At 48.6% G+C, this 17,289-nt stretch carries 16 protein-coding genes; 4 read left to right on the top strand and 12 right to left on the bottom strand.

Features of this window, described 5'->3' with window-relative positions:
* Nucleotides 1-390: 390 nt before the first annotated feature.
* A complete protein-coding gene (locus GWK09_RS10845; protein WP_163693413.1) occupies nt 391-1,086 on the bottom strand; it encodes a DUF4294 domain-containing protein in 696 nt (231 codons plus the stop codon).
* A 100-nt stretch (nt 1,087-1,186) separates the two neighbouring features.
* Between GWK09_RS10845 and GWK09_RS10840 the strand changes: the two genes are divergently transcribed.
* Together GWK09_RS10840 and GWK09_RS10835 are read left to right on the top strand one after the other, a co-directional pair.
* Nucleotides 1,187-2,275, top strand: coding sequence for a M42 family metallopeptidase (locus GWK09_RS10840; protein WP_163693412.1), 1,089 nt, complete (start codon nt 1,187-1,189; stop codon nt 2,273-2,275).
* A 46-nt stretch (nt 2,276-2,321) separates the two neighbouring features.
* A complete protein-coding gene (locus tag GWK09_RS10835) occupies nt 2,322-2,870 on the top strand; it encodes an NUDIX hydrolase (RefSeq protein ID WP_163693411.1) in 549 nt (182 codons plus the stop codon).
* Here the strand turns inward: GWK09_RS10835 and hisS are convergent.
* The 6 genes from hisS to rpsF all read right to left on the bottom strand — a co-directional run bounded on the left by hisS (nt 2,865) and on the right by rpsF (nt 9,166).
* On the bottom strand, nt 2,865-4,241 hold the full coding sequence (gene hisS, locus GWK09_RS10830; protein WP_163693410.1) for a histidine--tRNA ligase: 1,377 nt from the start codon (nt 4,239-4,241) through the stop codon (nt 2,865-2,867). The two genes, GWK09_RS10835 and hisS, sit on opposite strands and share 6 nt — an antisense overlap.
* Nucleotides 4,242-4,269: 28 nt before the next feature.
* A complete protein-coding gene (locus GWK09_RS10825) occupies nt 4,270-4,740 on the bottom strand; it encodes a DUF6495 family protein (protein WP_163693409.1) in 471 nt (156 codons plus the stop codon).
* Nucleotides 4,741-4,787: 47 nt separating this feature from the next.
* Nucleotides 4,788-7,964 carry a TonB-dependent receptor gene (locus tag GWK09_RS10820; RefSeq protein WP_163693408.1) on the bottom strand — a complete coding sequence of 1,059 codons (3,177 nt, stop codon included), beginning with the start codon at nt 7,962-7,964 and terminating at the stop codon, nt 4,788-4,790.
* Nucleotides 7,965-8,059: 95 nt separating this feature from the next.
* The gene (gene rplI / locus GWK09_RS10815) at nt 8,060-8,512 is read right to left on the bottom strand and encodes a 50S ribosomal protein L9 (protein WP_163693407.1); all 453 of its coding nucleotides are present in this window, start codon (nt 8,510-8,512) and stop codon (nt 8,060-8,062) included.
* 13 nt (nt 8,513-8,525) lie between these two features.
* Complete coding sequence (gene rpsR, locus GWK09_RS10810; RefSeq protein WP_129604536.1) at nt 8,526-8,822, bottom strand: 30S ribosomal protein S18; 297 nt, start codon at nt 8,820-8,822, stop codon at nt 8,526-8,528.
* Between the two features lie 5 nt (nt 8,823-8,827).
* Nucleotides 8,828-9,166, bottom strand: a complete 339-nt coding sequence (gene rpsF / locus GWK09_RS10805) for a 30S ribosomal protein S6 (protein WP_163693406.1) — start codon at nt 9,164-9,166, stop codon at nt 8,828-8,830.
* Between the two features lie 234 nt (nt 9,167-9,400).
* Here rpsF and GWK09_RS10800 point away from each other — a divergent pair, with 234 nt between their 5' ends.
* Nucleotides 9,401-10,093: a LytR/AlgR family response regulator transcription factor gene (locus GWK09_RS10800; protein ID WP_163693405.1), complete on the top strand. Its 693-nt coding sequence runs from the start codon at nt 9,401-9,403 to the stop codon at nt 10,091-10,093.
* A 5-nt stretch (nt 10,094-10,098) separates the two neighbouring features.
* Here the strand turns inward: GWK09_RS10800 and priA are convergent, their stop codons facing one another.
* The 4 genes from priA to nadC are packed head-to-tail and all read right to left on the bottom strand — an operon-like array spanning nt 10,099 to nt 14,827.
* Nucleotides 10,099-12,555 carry a replication restart helicase PriA gene (gene priA, locus GWK09_RS10795; RefSeq protein WP_163693404.1) on the bottom strand — a complete coding sequence of 819 codons (2,457 nt, stop codon included), beginning with the start codon at nt 12,553-12,555 and terminating at the stop codon, nt 10,099-10,101.
* Between the two features lie 9 nt (nt 12,556-12,564).
* Nucleotides 12,565-12,999 (bottom strand): DUF2147 domain-containing protein, encoded by a 435-nt coding sequence (locus GWK09_RS10790; protein ID WP_163693403.1) that lies wholly within the window; start codon nt 12,997-12,999, stop codon nt 12,565-12,567.
* The gene (locus GWK09_RS10785; RefSeq protein ID WP_163693402.1) at nt 12,992-13,969 is read right to left on the bottom strand and encodes a YihY/virulence factor BrkB family protein; all 978 of its coding nucleotides are present in this window, start codon (nt 13,967-13,969) and stop codon (nt 12,992-12,994) included. The genes GWK09_RS10790 and GWK09_RS10785 overlap by 8 nt, the downstream gene beginning before the upstream one ends.
* Complete coding sequence (nadC, locus tag GWK09_RS10780) at nt 13,970-14,827, bottom strand: carboxylating nicotinate-nucleotide diphosphorylase (RefSeq protein WP_163693401.1); 858 nt, start codon at nt 14,825-14,827, stop codon at nt 13,970-13,972.
* A gap of 83 nt (nt 14,828-14,910) precedes the next feature.
* Here nadC and rlmH point away from each other — a divergent pair, with 83 nt between their 5' ends.
* Complete coding sequence (gene rlmH / locus GWK09_RS10775; RefSeq protein ID WP_163693400.1) at nt 14,911-15,384, top strand: 23S rRNA (pseudouridine(1915)-N(3))-methyltransferase RlmH; 474 nt, start codon at nt 14,911-14,913, stop codon at nt 15,382-15,384.
* Here rlmH and serA read toward each other — a convergent pair.
* Nucleotides 15,378-17,270 (bottom strand): phosphoglycerate dehydrogenase, encoded by a 1,893-nt coding sequence (serA, locus tag GWK09_RS10770; RefSeq protein ID WP_163693399.1) that lies wholly within the window; start codon nt 17,268-17,270, stop codon nt 15,378-15,380. The genes rlmH and serA overlap by 7 nt on opposite strands.
* Between the last annotated feature and the right edge of the window lie 19 nt (nt 17,271-17,289).

The following is a 17,289-nucleotide window of genomic DNA, read 5'->3' as shown; positions in this document are numbered from 1 at the left end:
CCAGGATCAAACTCTTCATCGTTATAACATTAATATCTCATCAATGCAATAACCCTCAAAAGCTGTCCCGCCTCAAAACGGTTCTTTGTGTTTCCTTAAATCTTTAAAGAATCTTAATCAATCCATATAACGACACCCTAAAGCGCCGTCTATGGCTTAATTCGCTGTCTACCAATATATCAATGAACTTGTCTTTCTTACTCTTCTCGCCCAACGATCCCTCGTTAAGCGGGTGCAAATATAGAACCCTTTTTTTAATTAAAAATATATTTTCAAGTATTTTTAAGAAAAAAATTCGGCTCCTGAATTAAGGCCTTCAAAACTAGGATTTTGCAGTATTTCCTGGTAAAAAAGGCTTATAAAGATAAGGGATGTAGACCTTTTGCGCAACTATTTTTTCTGTTTTTGTCGCTGGTCCCATTTATTGGTCAGGGAAGCGTAATCGTAGTCCAGAACAGACTCCTGCCTTTGCAGTGTTCTCTCCGCAAATGCGCGTTGCAAAATGTCCTCTATAAGGTAATCCTCGTGCACGGCTTCGGGATTGAATTCTTCCTTAATACTGATCTTGAACATCTTTGCCGTGGTATTGTACCAAAACGCCCTCCATCCACTTCTCAATTCCTTGACCAGATCAAAAGCAGTCATCCCCGTTTGACGGTAAATGAGTTTTACCAGGATCTGACCTTCCGTCCGGGTCAGCTTCTTGAGCTCTTCCGAAAACTCTTCCTCTATGTACTTTTGAACTTTTCGGGTGTATTTCTTTTGCTTCCTCTTAGATTTGATAAGTTCCAGACTGTCCGTAAGACTTACCAGCCTTTCAGAAGCCATTTTGGCATAAGGGTATACCTTGAGTGTCTTTCTCTTGAGAATATAATACCGAAGCTTATCCTCATAGGAATCGAAATCCAGCTTGCCGAATAGAAATACCTCATCCAGCGCTATGGATGCCCGAAACAGGGAATCCCCTTCCATAATGATCAGTTTCTCCTGTATGGAGTCTAATGGCTGATCCTCCACCTGAGCCTGCAGGAAGCCTGTCATGATCATTACTGCACTGAATACCGCACATTTTATTTTCGGCCGCATCTCCATGAATTTTACCTTGTCAAAATTAATCATAAAGCGCTTTCAAGGTTATTAATTAAACGTGAATATTGCTAAGTTTGTATGCAAATAATAAACCTGCATGAGCAACACTAAAATACTCACTAAAAAATCCATAGACTTCTTTGAAAAATACCTGAATAATGCCTCCCCTACAGGATACGAATGGGAAGGCCAGAAGCTCTGGATGAATTATTTAAAACCCTATGTAGACACCTTTATCACGGACACCTACGGCACCGCGGTGGGCGTGATCAACCCGGAGGCTCCTTACAAAGTGGTCATCGAAGGGCACTCAGACGAGATCTCCTGGTATGTGAACTACATTACGGATGAAGGCCTGATCTACGTCATCCGCAACGGGGGAAGCGACCATCAGATCGCCCCATCGAAATGGGTCAATATTCATACCAAAAAAGGGATCGTCAAAGGTATTTTTGGCTGGCCGGCCATACACACCCGGGACAAGAGCAAGGAAAAACCGCCTCAACTCGACAACATCTTTATAGATGTGGGAGCAAAGAACAAGGAGGAAGTACTCCAACTGGGTGTTCACGTGGGGTGTGTGATCACCTATCCGGACCAGTTCCATATCCTGAACAAGAACAAATTCGTATGCCGTGCCATCGACAACCGCGCGGGTGGATTCATGATCGCCGAAGTAGCCAGGCTGTTGCACGAAAATAAGGTAAAGTTGCCCTATGGTCTCTACGTCACCAATTCGGTACAGGAGGAAATCGGGTTGAGGGGCGCCGAGATGATCACCCAGACTATCAGGCCCAATGCCGCTATAGTGACCGATGTCTGCCATGACACCACCACGCCCATGATCGACAAAAAGACACAGGGGCACACCGAGTTGGGTGCCGGTCCGGTCATCTCTTATGCTCCGGCAGTACAGAATAAACTCAGAGAGCGCATTATCGAGACGGCAGAAGCCAAAAAGATCCCGTTTCAGCGTATGGCCTCTTCCAGGTCTACCGGAACAGATACGGATGCCTTTGCCTATAGCAACGGAGGAGTGGCCTCTGCCCTGATATCCCTGCCATTGAGGTATATGCATACCACGGTGGAGACCGTTCACAAGGACGATGTGGAGAACGTCATCCGCCTGATCTATGAAACACTTCTGACGATCAAACCCGGAGAGACCTTTAGCTATTTCAATTAAGAGTCTGGTATAATCCAGGCCTCCGCCTCGAATAAGTTTGTAAATTATGGATGAGTGGGTAGATGTACTGGATCAAGACGGGAGGCAAACCGGTAAAAGTATCCTCAAGTCGGAAGCACATCTAAAGGGTATTTTCCATCCAACGGTGCACATCTGGTTCTTTACTTCCCAGAATGAAGTGCTGTTGCAGCAGCGCGCCCAGACCAAAAAGACCTTTCCCGGACTGTGGGATGTTTCCGTTGCGGGTCATACGGTTGCCGGCGAAAAAGCCAAACAGGCTGCTTTGAGGGAGGTCAGGGAGGAAATAGGTTTAAAGATAAAGGCCGGAGATCTCATCCCGGTCGGAATTTTCAAGTCGGTCCAGCATCATGAAAATGGTATACTGGACTGCGAATTCCACCATACCTTTCTGTGCGAACTGCGGCAGCCCCTTTCATCTCTCGGCATTCAGGAGGAGGAAGTAGCCGACATAAAGCTACTGGCCCTTGATCAATGGGAAATGGACCTGTTTTCCAATGGGAATAATAAAGTGTACGTACCTCATGAAGGATCTTACTACCGGGACGTCATCCGTGCGATCAGAAGAAATCTATAAGGTTTTGATAAACTCCGGAAGATGTTTCCAATCATAAGTCTTCTGACTGCCTTTTGCCATGTCCTTTACGACCACCGTATTTTGCTCCAATTCGTCCTTCCCCAAAAGCACTACATAGGGGATCTTTCTGTTATTGGCGTACTTGAGCTGTTTCTGAAGTTTAGCGTCTGTGGGATATAGGTCCGATTTGATCCCTGCCTTCCTCAGTTCACCGATCAGCGGCAGAGCCGCCAGAGCTTCTTTTTCACCGAAGTTGACAAAGAGAACTTGAACCGATTCCTCTACGGTTTCCGGAAAGAGCCCGAGCTCTTCCAGCACCAGGTAAATCCTGTCGAGGCCAAAGGAAATACCCACCCCGCTGAGATCCTTCAGTCCGAAGATCCCTGTAAGATCATCGTACCGGCCTCCCCCACCGATGGAGCCCATTTGAACCCCTTCAGGGGCTGATACTTCGAAAATGGCCCCCGTATAGTAATTTAACCCTCTGGCCAGGGTGACATCCACTTGCAATCGGCAACTGGAAAGACCCAGTTTACCTATGGTAGCCGTGATCATTCGGAGAGCTTCTATGCCTTCCTCCCCTGTCTTGGATTCCTTCAGAAAATCAGAGAGTACTCCCAGAGCTTGATCCTGGTCGCCGGATATCGAGAATAACGGCATGGCTTTCCTGATAGCAGCTTCACTGATCCCGGAGGCGGCCATTTCCCGTATGACTCCCTCCTCCCCGATCTTATCCAGTTTGTCAAGGGCCACCGTAAAAGGGATCAGTTGTTCGTGGGCACCGATCACTTCGGCAATCGCGCTCAGGATCTTTCTGTGGTTGATCTTGATGGTGACCTTCTCCAGACCGAGATCCGCAAAAACCGCATCGTACAACTGGATCAATTCCACTTCCTGCAGGAGGGAACTGGGCCCGACCACATCTGCATCGCACTGGTAAAACTCCCGGAACCGCCCCTTTTGGGGCCGGTCTGCCCTCCACACAGGTTGGATCTGATATCTTTTAAAGGGTAAATCGATCTCATTCTGGTGCATCACCACATATCTGGCAAAGGGCACGGTAAGGTCGTACCTAAGGGCCTTTTCAGAGATCTGGGGAGTCAGGGCAGCTGCGTCCTTTTCTTCAAGGGTACGGTCATCCACCTTATTTAAATAATCGCCTGAATTGAGGATCTTAAAAATGAGACGGTCACCCTCATCCCCATATTTCCCCATCAGGGTCTCCAGGTTCTCAAAACTGGGGGTCTCTATGGGCTGAAAACCATAGATCTCGAATTGATTCCGGATGGTATCGAAAATGTAGTTCCTTTTAGCGACCTCAGCCGGACTGAAGTCTCTGGTGCCTTTGGGAATAGAGGGTTTTTGTGCCATATGCTAGGGTAGTTCGGCAAATATCGCCTTATTCTATGATTTTATCAAACCATTGGTACAACTCCCCTTTTGTGATTACCGCTCCTTCCTGAATAAGCCGGAACTTATCCGCACTGACATCTTCTGAATAGGCCCTGGAGGCCACCAGATAATCGACATAGTCGGATTGCCAGTTCTTCTTAAACCAGGCAAACCCTTCTGAGGTAGAAAGGTCTATCCCCGGATTCCTCACTTTTACCGAGATCAGCTTCATTTCCTTTTCTGCGAGGTAGAATAGGTGCATATGATTGGCGGAAATATTCTCGAGGTACTGTACCTTCTGCAATACCCCTTCCCAGACCAGGTCGCTGAACACGTCGATCTCCTCTTCGGCCACGTGCGGCCTGTTAGTCTTGATCATTTCCCATTCCGAAGCCGTTATGGACTGGGTCGCAAGGAAATTGATGAATTCAGGATGTAATTCTTCTAACTGCTCTTTAGTCAATCGGGTGTATTTCATAAAAAAAGGCCGCCTTTTTAGGGCGGCCCAAAATTAAGGTTTTTTCCTCAGTTAAAGATATAGCGTACCCCCACCTGGGCCCTCCATCTGGAAACCGCGCTGGTTATGGCCGCAAAAGTGTCCGTCCTGCTTGGATCAAAGGTGTAGGTAGGGTTGTTATTCGAATCAACCGTCACCCCCAGCAACTGGTCAAAACTCGGGCCTTCCACCACCCCCCAGTTCGAATTCAGGAGGTTTCCAAAATTCAGGATATCCAGGCTCAACTGGAATTTATTCCTGTCTGTTATGTTGATATCCTGAAGGATCTTTATATCCCAGCTGCTTCTCCAGGGTGCAAGGGCACCATATCTTTCGGCATATTGCCCGCGACGTCCACTCAGGTAGTCGTCCTGCTGTATAAAGGCCTCAAAAGCCTCGGCCTGTCCGGGACCGCTAAAGGTCATCGACCCGATCTCTGAACTCGTCGGGATATAGATCAGATCGTTGATGCTGGAACCGTCATTGTTGATATCTCCCCCGTAGATATAGTTATACCTCCCACTTTTGGCGTATTCAAAAAAGGTGGAAATAGTGGTACCCGTCTTGAATTGCTTGGAGAGCACTCCTATGATCCTGTGATTGTCTCCGTACCTGGAGAATGAAAGTACATCATTATTGGCATTCCCCACGATGGCATTTCCGGCAAATGCATCCCCTGTGATCTCCGCGTCCACGGAATTCACCTCTTTGGCATTCAGGAAGCTGTAGGCCAGCATGGTGTACAACCCGTTGTCCCAGTTCTTCTGTCCTTTAATGGAGGCGTTCCAGATCCGTCCTTTATCTGAATTGGTGAAAACGTAGGCATTGGTAGGTCCTCCAAAGATCTGGGATTTGTCGGCGTTGGTATATACGGCCCGGTTATCCACCCCATTCAGGGTAGCGGAAGGAGTATCCAGCCCCCAGTTCTGTACATGGGCCGCATTGATATCCTTGGTGAAGGACACATCGGCGGTAAGGATCAGGCCGTTGTCAAATTTCTTGTCGACCCCCACGTTGGTCCTCCATACCTGCGGCCACTGGAATTCCGGATCTACGATTTGGTAAAAGAAGAAGTCGACCGCCTGTGTCTGGTTGCCCAGCCACACAAAGGGGAAACGGCCTGTGAACAGCCCTGAACCACCCCTGATCTGGAGGGAATTATCATTGTTCACATCCCAGTTGAATCCGACCCTTGGTGATACGAGGAACCTGTTGTTAGGCAGCACTTCGGAATCGAGGAAAACGGGATCCCCTGTTTCCGGATCAAAGTATTGAATGGAGGGGATATAGGTACCGGAAGCCCCTCCTTTGCGCTGTATATTCTCCCTGATCTTCTCAGCCGTGTCGAAATACAGAGGTTTGTCGAACCTCACCCCGTAAGTAAGCTTGAAATTTTCTGTTGCATCCCATTCGTCCTGGAGATAAAAAGAGAGTTGTCCCACATTGGTCTCGGAAAGCGCCCATCCACCGGGGTTTCCTGTCCCGTTGGCATTGAAGGCCCGGTCTGCGTTGATAGCAGAATCAAAGGCAGCCTGCAATTGACCTGAACTGGCAAAATTGGGAAAATCCGTGATGGTGGTGGTAGGGAAAAAGACACCTTGTGCCCCATAAGCTCCCAGGTTAAAGGAGTTATCGAACTGGAATTTCTCGAAGGAGAACCCAATTGTATAGGTATGGTCTCCCTTGAAGAAGTTCAGGTTATTTGTGATCTGAAAGACCTTCTGGTCCAGTCTGTTGTTGATGGAAAAAGGTTCGTGCCCTGCGATGATATAGTTAGAACTCCCTGTGGCGTCCAGGATCACAATGCTGGGAGCAGGCGTGGAAAACGGGTTCCTGAAATCGTCGAAATGGGTGTAGCCCACCTGCAGTTTGTTGGTCGCCTCATCAGAGAGTCTTGAGTTCAATTCGAGTTGGATTGAATTGATCTTGTTGTTGATCTCGTATCCGGCATTCTCAAACTGCAGGGTCTGGGTATTGGGCCCTCTGAAGGTAATGGCATCCCGGTTGGCCGGTTTGCCCTTGGAAGCATCGAGAAAATTGTAGATGACCGCGAGGCGGTTATTATCGTTGATGTTCCAGTCGAATTTAATGATGCCCTTGGTAGATTCCTGGTCAAAATTAAAACCCTGGAATCTTCCGGGATCGTAAAAAATATCGTCTCCTTGTGCATTCTGGCCTATGACGACCTGCCTCAGTAAGTTGTCGACCAACTGGAAATCAGACAGGGTGACCCTGCTCTCGTTGATATCCCCCGTACCTGTATTGGGCACAAAGCCATCGGTGCCGAGCTCAGTTAATTCATCCCGCTCGAAGTTGACAAAGAAGAAGAGTTTGTTCTTTACGATGGGCCCACCCAGGCTGAACCCATACTGGTATTGCTCCAGTCCGGTCTTAAACACATCGTCCCCGTTGATCTTGCCTCCGGTCAGGTCGTCATTGCGAAAAAACCCATAGGCAGTGCCGTAGAATTCGTTCGTTCCGCTTTTGGTTACGGCATTGACAGAGGCCCCGGTAAACCCCGATTGTGTGACGTCATATGGGGCGGTCGTTACCTGGATCTGGTCAATGGCATCCAGGGAAATGGGTTGGGCGTTGGTCTGCCCACCCGGGGTAGCCGCATCCAGCCCAAACGGGTTGTTGAAGATGGCCCCGTCCAAGGAGAAATTGTTGTATTGGTCATTCCGCCCTCCGAAGGACAGGCCCGAGGCTCCTGACGACGCCTGAGGGTCCAGTCTTATAAAATCACTCGCAGACCTGGAAATTGTTGGCAGCCGGGTAAGTTCCCTGCGGCCTACACTGGTCTCCGCCCCCGTGCGATCACTTCCAAAAGTTCCTGTTTGATCATAGACCACCACGACCTCATCCAGAGCCTGACTTTCTGAAATGAGGCTGAATTCCAGGATCGTTGTCTGCCCGAGAGAGAGGTAGACCCCGTTCTGTACCTGGGTTTTGTACCCCACATAGGAAACCGTGATCTCGTAGGGGCCTCCTACCCGCAGGTTGGGCAGGTTATACCGGCCGTCCTCGTTGCTCACCGTTCCGTACTTGGTTCCTGTGGGTGTGTGAACGGCCACGATGTTAGCCCCAAAAAGAGGCTGATTGTCCCCTTCATACACCGTCCCCCTGATATCTGCCGTAGTTATCTGGGACCAGGAAACAGTGACAAAAGCGATCAGGAAGCAGACTGCTAAAAGTAGTTTTTTCATAATTATAGTGTTGGTTCTTAAAGGATTCAAGATAGCAAAAAAAAAGAGCCATGATTTCCATGGCCCTTTTATTTTTTCTCCTTCTGAGAGAACGCTTATTTCTGTTCTGCGATCACCTCAAAATTGAAGTCCACTATCACGTCTCGGTGCAGTCTGATCTGAGCCTCATAAGGCCCGGCCCTTTTGATGGAGCCTCCCTTGATCATGATGTATTTCTTATCGATCTCATGACCCTCTTTGGCCAGTGCGTCCGCAACATCGGCATTGGTAACCGATCCAAACAGCTTGTCAGCGGCCCCAACCTTGGCTGAAATCTTCACTTCGAGTTGCTTGAGTGCTTCTGCAGTCTTGTTAGCAGCATCCACGATCTTCTTCTCCTTGTGCGCTTTTTGCTTCAGGTTCTCCGCCAACACTTTTTTGGCAGAGGGAGTAGCCATGGTAGCAAGTCCTTTCGGGATCAGGTAGTTCCTGCCGTAGCCGTTCTTAACGGTCACCACATCGTCCTTAAATCCCAGATTCTGTACATCTTCCTTTAAAATAAGTTCCATGATCTTCTCCTTTTTATTTTAATAAATCACCAACGTACGGCATGAGGGCCAGGTGTCTCGCCCTTTTTACCGCCTGAGCTACTTTGCGCTGATACTTCAGGGAAGTACCGGTAAGCCTCCTGGGAAGCAGTTTACCTTGCTCGTTCACGAGTTTCATCAGGAAATCGGGATCCTTGTAATCGATATACTTGATTCCGGATTTTTTAAACCGGCAGTATTTCTTTTGCTTGTTGGTCTCGATGTTCAGAGGGGTCAGATATCTGATCTCCCCGTCTTTCTTGCCTTTGGCCTGTTGTTGTAATGTTGCCATGTCCCTTACGCTTTAGCTTTAAGTTTATTCCTTCTCTTCTCAGCCCACTCGATGGCGTGCTTGTCTAATTTTACGGTCAGAAAGCGCATGATGCGCTCATCTCTCCTGAATTCCTGCTCGTAGGCAGCAATGACCTCTCCGGGAGCCGTAAATTCGAACAAGTGGTAGAATCCACTTTTCTTGTGCTGAATGGGATATGCCAGTTTTTTCAGGCCCCAATTTTCCTTCGACACCATTTTGGCATCATTCTTAATTAAGAAATCCTCGAATTTCTTAACTGTTTCCTCTATCTGAACATCAGATAGAACGGGATTTAAAATGAAAACAGTTTCGTAATGATTCATATTGATATATAGATTTTTAGGAGCGCAAAAGTAATAATTCTTCCTTCGATTTACAAGAAATTAAACTTTTCTTCGTTATTGGTACTATAATCGCTCAAATCGAACTTAACCTATAAACCTAAATTATGCGCATCACCGTCTGAGTATCAATGGGATTTGTTCACAACTTTAGTTGCAGTTGAACTAGTTTTTTAAGTACTTTGTCGATGATTTAACCCCACAAATCAACCCTTTATGAAATTAAGAAGTATAGTTGTTGATGATTCATCTATGCAGCGTATGGCAGTTGCAAAATTGGTGAATAATCATCCGAATTTAGCCCTGGTTGCGGAGTACAGCAATGCAATCGAAGCCAAGAACGGCATCAAGAACAATGAAATTGACCTCATCTTTCTGGATGTTGAGATGCCGATCATAAGCGGATTCGACTTGCTGGAGTCACTGGAAAACAGTCCGCAGGTCATCCTGATCACCGGAAAGCCCGATTATGCCCTTAAAGCCTTCGATTACGACGTAACGGATTATTTGCACAAACCCATCACCATGGCGCGTTTCGACGCATCGGTAAAAAGGGCGGTCACCAAGTACGAGCAATTGAACCAGGTGGCTGAGGATGAAGAGCACATCTTCGTCAAGAGCAACCTCAAAAAACGAAAGGTCATTCTCAATGACATCAAATGGATAGAAGCCCTTGGTGATTATATCAAACTCGTTACGGATGAGGCCAACATCGTGATCCTCTCCACCATGAAGGCATTTGAGAAACAATTACCGCCGGATAAATTCCTAAGGATACACAAATCCTACATTGTAAATCTGGAGAAGATTGAAAAATTCAACAGTAAGAACGTTGAGGTGAGCGGCAGGTCCATCCCCTTAAGCCGAAATAAGAAAACAGAACTGGCCGAGGCTCTCAGCAACGTCTGAGAATTTCAAAAGTAGTCTACGTCGTAGATCACACGCACACTTCTGTACTGGGAAATAGCATTAAAGGAATTCTCGATTCTTTTGATGCTATTTTTTGTTTGGGCCAGGGATCGATCCCTGGGTATCTTAACCAGTACCTGTTTTATGAATTGGTTCCTGATCCTCGCAACAGGGGGAAACTCCGGTCCCAGAACCTGTTCACCAAAGGCATTCCTCAACGCTTTTCCGAACCAGGCAGCAGCCTCGTTCAAGGTGCTGTAACCCTTGTGTTTAAAGCTGATCCTGATGATCCTGTTCACCGGAGGATACCGGTATTCACTACGCTGTGAAAGTTGTTCCTCATACATGCCGATATAATCTCCTGAAACGACCTGCCTGAGTACCGGATTCTGGGGGTTGTATGTCTGTATCAGTACCGTCCCCTGTTTCTCGGTCCGCCCCGCCCTGCCCGCTACCTGTGTAAGCAGCTGGTAGCTGCGTTCATGGGCCCTGAAGTCAGGAAAATTGAGCAAGGCATCGGCGTTCATGATCCCTACCAGGTTCACATGCCTGAAATCCAAACCTTTGGTGACCATCTGTGTGCCCACCAGGATATCGAACTGCCCGGATGCAAACCCTGAGATGATCTTTTCGTATGCAAATTTACCACGGGTTGTGTCGAGGTCCATCCTTCCTGTCCTGGCCTCGGGAAACAGCTCCTTCAATTCCTTCTCGATTTGTTCTGTCCCGAAGCCTTTCGTATCCAGGGTGGCATTGCCGCAGGCCATGCACTGCACCATCATTTTTTCATGATATCCGCAGTAATGACACCTGAGTTCATTTCTACTTTGATGGTAAGTGAGGCTTACATCGCAGTTGGGACATTGGGGGGCGTGTCCACAGGTCATACATTCCACGATAGGAGCGTATCCCCTTCTGTTCTGGAAAAGAATCACCTGCTCTCGCAGGGACAAGGTCTCTTGTATCCCAGCGATCAGTTTCTCCGAAAAATGGCCTTTCATCCGCTTCCGTCTCGAGGCATCCCTGATATCGACCAGTTCCACTGCAGGCATCTGAACACCTCCGTACCGGTAATTCATGACGGTATGCCCGTATTTTCCGGTCCTTACATTGTAATAGCTTTCCAGACTGGGTGTGGCTGATCCCAACAGTACCTTGGCTCCGTGGAGGGTAGCCAGTACAATGGCTGCGTCCCTTGCGTGGTATCTGGGTGCCGGATCGAATTGTTTAAAGGAGTTCTCATGCTCCTCATCCACAATGACCAACCCGAGGTTTTCAAAGGGCAGAAAAAGGGAAGACCTGGCGCCGATGACCACCTGGGCCTTCTCTTCATTCCTCCTCACATTGTTCCAGACCTCGACGCGCTCATTAAGGCTGAACCTGGAATGGAATACCGAGACTCTGCTGCCGAAACAGGCCTGGAGACGGGAGATGAGCTGGGTGGTCAGGGCGATCTCCGGCAGGAGGTACAGCACCTGTTTACCCTGGGAGAGAAAGGTCTCCATCAATTTCATGTAGACCTCTGTTTTGCCTGAGGAGGTAACCCCCTGTAAGAGGGTGACGTCTAACTCCCGGAAGGAATCCCTGATCTCTCCCAGGCACTTTTGCTGAAAATCGCTTAATTCGGGTTGCGTCAATACTCCCTCATCCCCTTCGTACGTGATCCTGTCTGTTCTGATCTTTTTTTCTTGAAGGATATCCTTGTCCAGGAGCCCGCGGATCACACCTGCAGAAACCCGGCTTTTTTTCTGCAACTCAATGATTTCGATAGGTATCCTTTCAGTAGCCTGATGCTGAAAAAGTGTAAGTATGACCTCCCGTTGTTTGGGGGCCCTGTTGAGCTCATCGAGCAGATCGTTCAGGTCCTTTTCAGATTCGTACTTCGGATGAAGGGTAACGGACCTTATGTATTTTGGTTTGTACTGACTGTGAAGGGTTTCCCTGAGTTGGATCCATCCTTTTTCATACATGCGGTGAAGCAGAGGCAATACGGTCTTGCGTTCCAGTATATCACATACATCGCCGATTTTCAGGGAGGTCTGGTGCTCCAGGGCCTCGAGTACCAGGAACTCCTGGTCACTTACCTCCTCATCCTCCCATTCCTTTTCCTCCCCTTTTAGGACCAGGGTCTCACTCTCGAGCAGGAAGGCACCTGGAACGGCCGTTCGGAATACTTCTCCGAGGGTACACATGTAATAGGTGGCAATCCACTGCCAATGCTCCATCTGTATGTTATTCACCAGAGGTACCTCGTCAATTACCTCGTGGATCTCCTTAGGATCATAGGCCGTTGGAGGTTCCTGATGGACCCTGAAAACCAGGGCTGTATAGATCTTGGATTTGCCGAATGGTACGGCTACGCGCATCCCCTGTTTCAGGTTGGCAGCGAGATCCCCTGGCAACCTGTAGGTGAAGAGCCTTTCCAGTGGGATGGGCAGTACGACGTCAACGAATTGTTCCATAGGTTTTACTTAAGGGGATACCCTCTTCCAGGTCTGGGTCCTGAAAAAGAAGGCGATATAGCCCCTCACTTTGAGTCGCTCCGGTCTCTCGGAGTCTAACCAGATCCGAACCCGGTATTTTTTCCCCGTCTCCGGGTCGAGGATCTCACCATCCCCGTAGGTGTCTTCATCTACCTTTTTCAGGCCGCTGAAGATCCTCATTCCCTTGATCGGCCGGTTCTTTTGCGGGCCGTCACACTTGATGCAGAGGGCGTCTTCCCGGCCTTCTACGAGGATCTCCACAACTCTGGCAGAAAGGCCTTCATCCTCCTTATAGATCTCCAGGATGGACTTGGGTTGTTCCGTGACCTCGTCAATGGTCTTCCAGTAACCCACGATCTCCTGGCTACTTACCTCGGAAAGCCATAGGAAAAAAAACAGCACGGGCAGAAGAATATTACGCATCTTCGTCCTTTTTCTCAACATTCTTTCTCAGCTTCGTCAGCGTGGCATTCAATTCGAATCCAAGCAGGAGGATGTTCGAATTCAACCAAATATAGACCATGAGAATGAGCAATCCCCCCAAAGCCCCGTAAAGCTCATTATACCTTGCGAATTTTTCGATATACACCCCGAATAGGTAGGAGGTCAGCAAAAAGAGCAGGGTGGTCATAAGGGCTCCGTAGGAGAAGAATCGCGCCTGTTTTCCCTGAGCGGTGCCAAAATAATAGAGGATCGCTGTTGTCAAATAGGAAAGAATGGCATAAAAGAGGACCTTTCCGGCCCTTGCCCCCACCAGTTCGTTGGGGTTAGGCGCCACACCGCTCGATTCAGACGCCCAAACGTTGAGGTATTCCAGGGTGTATTCAAAATACACAAAGGCCACGGCTCCCACGATGAGCAAGAGGGATAGTATGATACCCACCATCAGGGCATAGGCGTACTGTTTAAAAAAATTGCGGGTGAGGATGATGTGATAAGAGGATTCAAATCCGCCGAAAATGGCATTCACCCCATTGGTCATCAGGAAAATAGATAGGACGAATGCCGAAGAGAGCAACCCGCCCTGTTTCTGGTCCTTGATCTGTGTGTAGATCTCCCCGAAATACTCCCCCGTGGCTGTCGGCAGAAAAGATTCGAGGAACCTGAGGAACTGAGCGTCAAAATCCTGGTTCCCTACACTCACCAGGGGGATGACGAATGGAATGAGGGTGATCAAAAAGATCAAAAGCGGAAAAAGAGCCATGAACAAACTGAAGGCGATGGAACTGGCCCGGGTGGAGAGGGCTCCCTGTGCGATCCCGATGATGTACATCTCCAGAAGGTCGTAAAGTGACAACCCGTGATTGCCCCCTAGTTTGATCTTTTTGAGTATACTTACGACCCAGTTAAGGATCGGTATTTTCTCGAGTTTGTCTTCAACCTCCTTCGTCATTTATACCGCTTTAAGGCTGAGATCCTTGTTGCTGACCGAGTGGGTAAGTGCGCCGGACGAAATGTAATCCACCCCGCATTCTGCATATTTCCTCAAGGTAGATTCGCTAATTCCACCGGATGACTCGGTCAGGCAGCGCCCGCCTATCATCTTTACGGCTTTTACGGTGTCCTCATAATTAAAATTGTCGAGGAGGATGCGATAGATATTCTCCGACCGCAGGATCTCCTCCACTTCTGCGAGGTTTCTGGCCTCCACGATGATCCTGAGATCCAGGTCCCTTTCCCTGAGATACGCCTTTGTCTTTTCGATCGCTTTCGTGATACCTCCAGCAAAATCGATGTGATTATCCTTTAGCATGATCATATCATAAAGGGCGAAGCGATGGTTTTCTCCCCCTCCTATTCTGACCGCCCATTTTTCCAGGGCCCTTAAGCCGGGAGTGGTTTTCCGCGTATCCAGGATCTTTGTGCCCGTCCCTTCCAGTAATGAAACAAAATGGGCGGTTTTAGTGGCTATGGCGCTCATCCTCTGCATGGCATTCAGGACCAGCCTTTCCGCCATCAGGATGCTCCTGGAAGAACCACTGACATAAAAGACCACATCCCCGTAATTCACCTTGCTACCATCCTTTACCACCACATCCATCTTCAGCCCCGGGTCTACGAACTGAAAAACCTGACGGGCGAAGTCCACACCGGCGATCACGCACTCGTCCTTTACCAGCAGTCGCGCCTTCCCTGTCGCCTCCTCAGGGATACAGGCCAGTGAACTGTGGTCCCCTTCTCCTATATCTTCCCTGATCCCATTTTCGATGATCAATCTAATCTCCTGCTCCAAGGCCTGCTGTGAAATCATGTAGTAGTCTTAATTGTCGTAAAATTAGTAAAAACAAATGCCACTGAAGAAACCGGAAGAGGGGAAAACTTTACCTTTGGGTTATGAAGATAAAACTGTTGGTGGTAGGCAAAACAGACCACAGGGGGCTGCAGTCCATGATTCAGGAATATCAGAAAAGACTGGGACATTACGTGAGGTTCGAACAGGAGACCATCCTGCCGCCGAAAAATGTGCGTAACCGTTCAATCCCTGAACAAAAACAAAAGGAAGGGGAGGTCATTTTATCAGGGATCAGCGAATCAGATACGGTGCTACTACTGGATGAGAACGGCAAAAGCTACAGCTCTGTGGAATTTTCGACCGAACTTCAAAAATACATGAACGCCGGGACGCGCCAGCTCGTCTTTGTCATAGGCGGACCTTTTGGTTTCAGCGAACAGGTCTATGACCGGGCGAATGGGCGGATCAGTCTCTCCCCCATGACCTTTTCCCATCAGATGGTACGTCTGATCTTTTTAGAGCAATTATACAGAGCCTTCACCATCCTTAGGAACGAATCCTACCACCATCAGTAGAGGACCCTGAACTTGATAGTGTGTTCCACCTTCCGGAGCGCTTTGATCACTTCTTTGTTGTAATCCTTGTCGAGATCCGTAATCACGTATCCAAGTTCCCGGTTCGTAGAGAGGTACTGTCCGGAAATATTCATCTCATAATGTGCCAGGACCTCGTTGATATGGGCCATCACACCGGGAAGGTTCCTGTGGATATGCAGGAATCGATGGGCATTGTTCTGTTTCGGCAAACGGATATTGGGGAAGTTCAGGGCATCTACCGTGTTTCCGGAGTTGATGTAATCCATGATCTTATTCGGGACAAAATCGGCTATATTCATCTGGGCCTCTTCCGTACTTCCGCCTATATGCGGTGTGAGGATCACGTTGGGGATCCCTTGCAGGGGGGTAGTAAACGGTCCATTACTCCTGGGCTCATCGGGAAAGACATCCACTGCCGCACCTGCCAGTTTTCCCTCTTTAAGCGCTTTTTCGAGAGCCGGTATATCGACCACAAACCCACGTGAGAGGTTAATAAAATAGGCCCCGTCACGCATTTGCCGGAACTCCCTTTCCCCTATGAAATTATGGTTGGAAATGCTGTCGTCTATGTGTAGGGAAACCACATCACTGACATTGAGCAGGTCTTCGAGCGTATTGCACTTCTTGGCGTTGCCCAGGGCCAGCTGGTCTTCCAGGTCGTAGTAATAGACCCGCATTCCCATGGCCTCAGCAAGGACTGAAAGCTGTTTCCCAATGTTGCCGTATCCCACGATCCCCAAATTCTTACCCCTCACCTCCCTGGAGTTCTCAGCGGTCTTGTTCCATTGCCCATTGTGGATCTCCACGCTCCTAGGAAAAATACTCCTCATGAGCATGATGATCTGGCCCACGGCCAATTCTACCACGGATCGGGTATTGCTGTAGGGGGCGTTGAAAACCACCACACCCTTTTTCTGGCAATAATGCAGATCTATCTGGGTGGTCCCTATACAGAACGCGCCAACTACGAGGAGTTTGTTCGCCGCATCGAGGACCCTTGGGGTGATCTGGGTCTTGGAACGTATCCCGAGTACGTGCACCCCCTTGATCTTTTCGATCAGTTCCTCTTCGGAGAGGCTGCGGTCTATAAGTTCCACGGAAAAACCGTCTTCGGACAGGTTGTCAAAGGCGATGGGATGTACGTTTTCAAGCAGGAGGATCTTGATCCGGTTCTTGGGATAGCTAAGGTTTCTCGGCAGGTCGTTCACAAAGAGGAATTCATCGAGGTTTGGGGCAATATGGTCTGCATTGGACGCCGCCTTTTCCCTGTGAACATTCTCGGTATAGGCAAAGAATTTGTGGGCGATTCCGGCCTCCCGCATCACGTAATCACTATACCCGTCGCCGATCACCTGCACTTCTCCATCCAGATCGAGTTGCTCGAGGCAGGCTATCTTGCCGTTGTGGCTGGCCAGCACGTTCTCCTCGTCAAAACCTGTGATATTGCCTTCCTCGTCAAAGGTGAAGGTATTCGCGTATACGCGTTCGGAAGGGATATTGTATTCTTCCACGATTGGGTCAATAAATTCCTTGAAGCCACAGGAGATTACGTAGATATCCTTGGAATATTTCTCGAAGAATTCTTTGTTGGAGGCGATGGATTTGGAGATCTTCTTTCTGAGTTCTTCCACCAGTGGATTGAGGTGTTTCCTGTTTGCCTTCAGCAGCTTTATCCTGCGCTCTAGGGATTCCGTAAATGAAATATCCCCATCGATACCGAGGTTGGTGATGTGCTGTATTTCTTTGATGATCTCCTCCCGGTCTGCGCGACCCTGCAGGGTCATCTCAGCCAGCACATCCAGGGCCTCCACCCTGGTCAGCGTACTGTCAAAATCAAAAACATACTTCCTCTCCACTGTGGTCATATCATTGGTGTTCTAAGCA

It is taken from the genome of Muriicola jejuensis (genome assembly GCF_010671595.1).
Taxonomy (GTDB): Bacteria; Bacteroidota; Bacteroidia; order Flavobacteriales; family Flavobacteriaceae; genus Muriicola; species Muriicola jejuensis.
Note: the sequence above shows the minus strand (reverse complement) of the source record. Positions and strands in the feature narration are given on the sequence as shown.

Excerpts from the sequence above, each read along its gene's own strand:
- priA (WP_163693404.1), bottom strand. The coding sequence starts at position 12,555 with ATGGAACAATTCGTTGACGTCGTACTGCCCATCCCACTGGAAAGGCTC.
- rpsF (WP_163693406.1), bottom strand. The coding sequence starts at position 9,166 with ATGAATCATTACGAAACTGTTTTCATTTTAAATCCCGTTCTATCTGAT.
- nadC (WP_163693401.1), bottom strand. The coding sequence starts at position 14,827 with ATGATTTCACAGCAGGCCTTGGAGCAGGAGATTAGATTGATCATCGAA.
- serA (WP_163693399.1), bottom strand. The coding sequence starts at position 17,270 with ATGACCACAGTGGAGAGGAAGTATGTTTTTGATTTTGACAGTACGCTG.
- rpsR (WP_129604536.1), bottom strand. The coding sequence starts at position 8,822 with ATGGCAACATTACAACAACAGGCCAAAGGCAAGAAAGACGGGGAGATC.
- GWK09_RS10790 (WP_163693403.1), bottom strand. The coding sequence starts at position 12,999 with ATGCGTAATATTCTTCTGCCCGTGCTGTTTTTTTTCCTATGGCTTTCC.
- GWK09_RS10800 (WP_163693405.1), top strand. The coding sequence starts at position 9,401 with ATGAAATTAAGAAGTATAGTTGTTGATGATTCATCTATGCAGCGTATG.
- GWK09_RS10840 (WP_163693412.1), top strand. The coding sequence starts at position 1,187 with ATGAGCAACACTAAAATACTCACTAAAAAATCCATAGACTTCTTTGAA.
- hisS (WP_163693410.1), bottom strand. The coding sequence starts at position 4,241 with ATGGCACAAAAACCCTCTATTCCCAAAGGCACCAGAGACTTCAGTCCG.
- GWK09_RS10825 (WP_163693409.1), bottom strand. The coding sequence starts at position 4,740 with ATGAAATACACCCGATTGACTAAAGAGCAGTTAGAAGAATTACATCCT.
- rplI (WP_163693407.1), bottom strand. The coding sequence starts at position 8,512 with ATGGAACTTATTTTAAAGGAAGATGTACAGAATCTGGGATTTAAGGAC.
- GWK09_RS10845 (WP_163693413.1), bottom strand. The coding sequence starts at position 1,086 with ATGCGGCCGAAAATAAAATGTGCGGTATTCAGTGCAGTAATGATCATG.
- GWK09_RS10820 (WP_163693408.1), bottom strand. The coding sequence starts at position 7,964 with ATGAAAAAACTACTTTTAGCAGTCTGCTTCCTGATCGCTTTTGTCACT.
- GWK09_RS10835 (WP_163693411.1), top strand. The coding sequence starts at position 2,322 with ATGGATGAGTGGGTAGATGTACTGGATCAAGACGGGAGGCAAACCGGT.
- GWK09_RS10785 (WP_163693402.1), bottom strand. The coding sequence starts at position 13,969 with ATGACGAAGGAGGTTGAAGACAAACTCGAGAAAATACCGATCCTTAAC.
- rlmH (WP_163693400.1), top strand. The coding sequence starts at position 14,911 with ATGAAGATAAAACTGTTGGTGGTAGGCAAAACAGACCACAGGGGGCTG.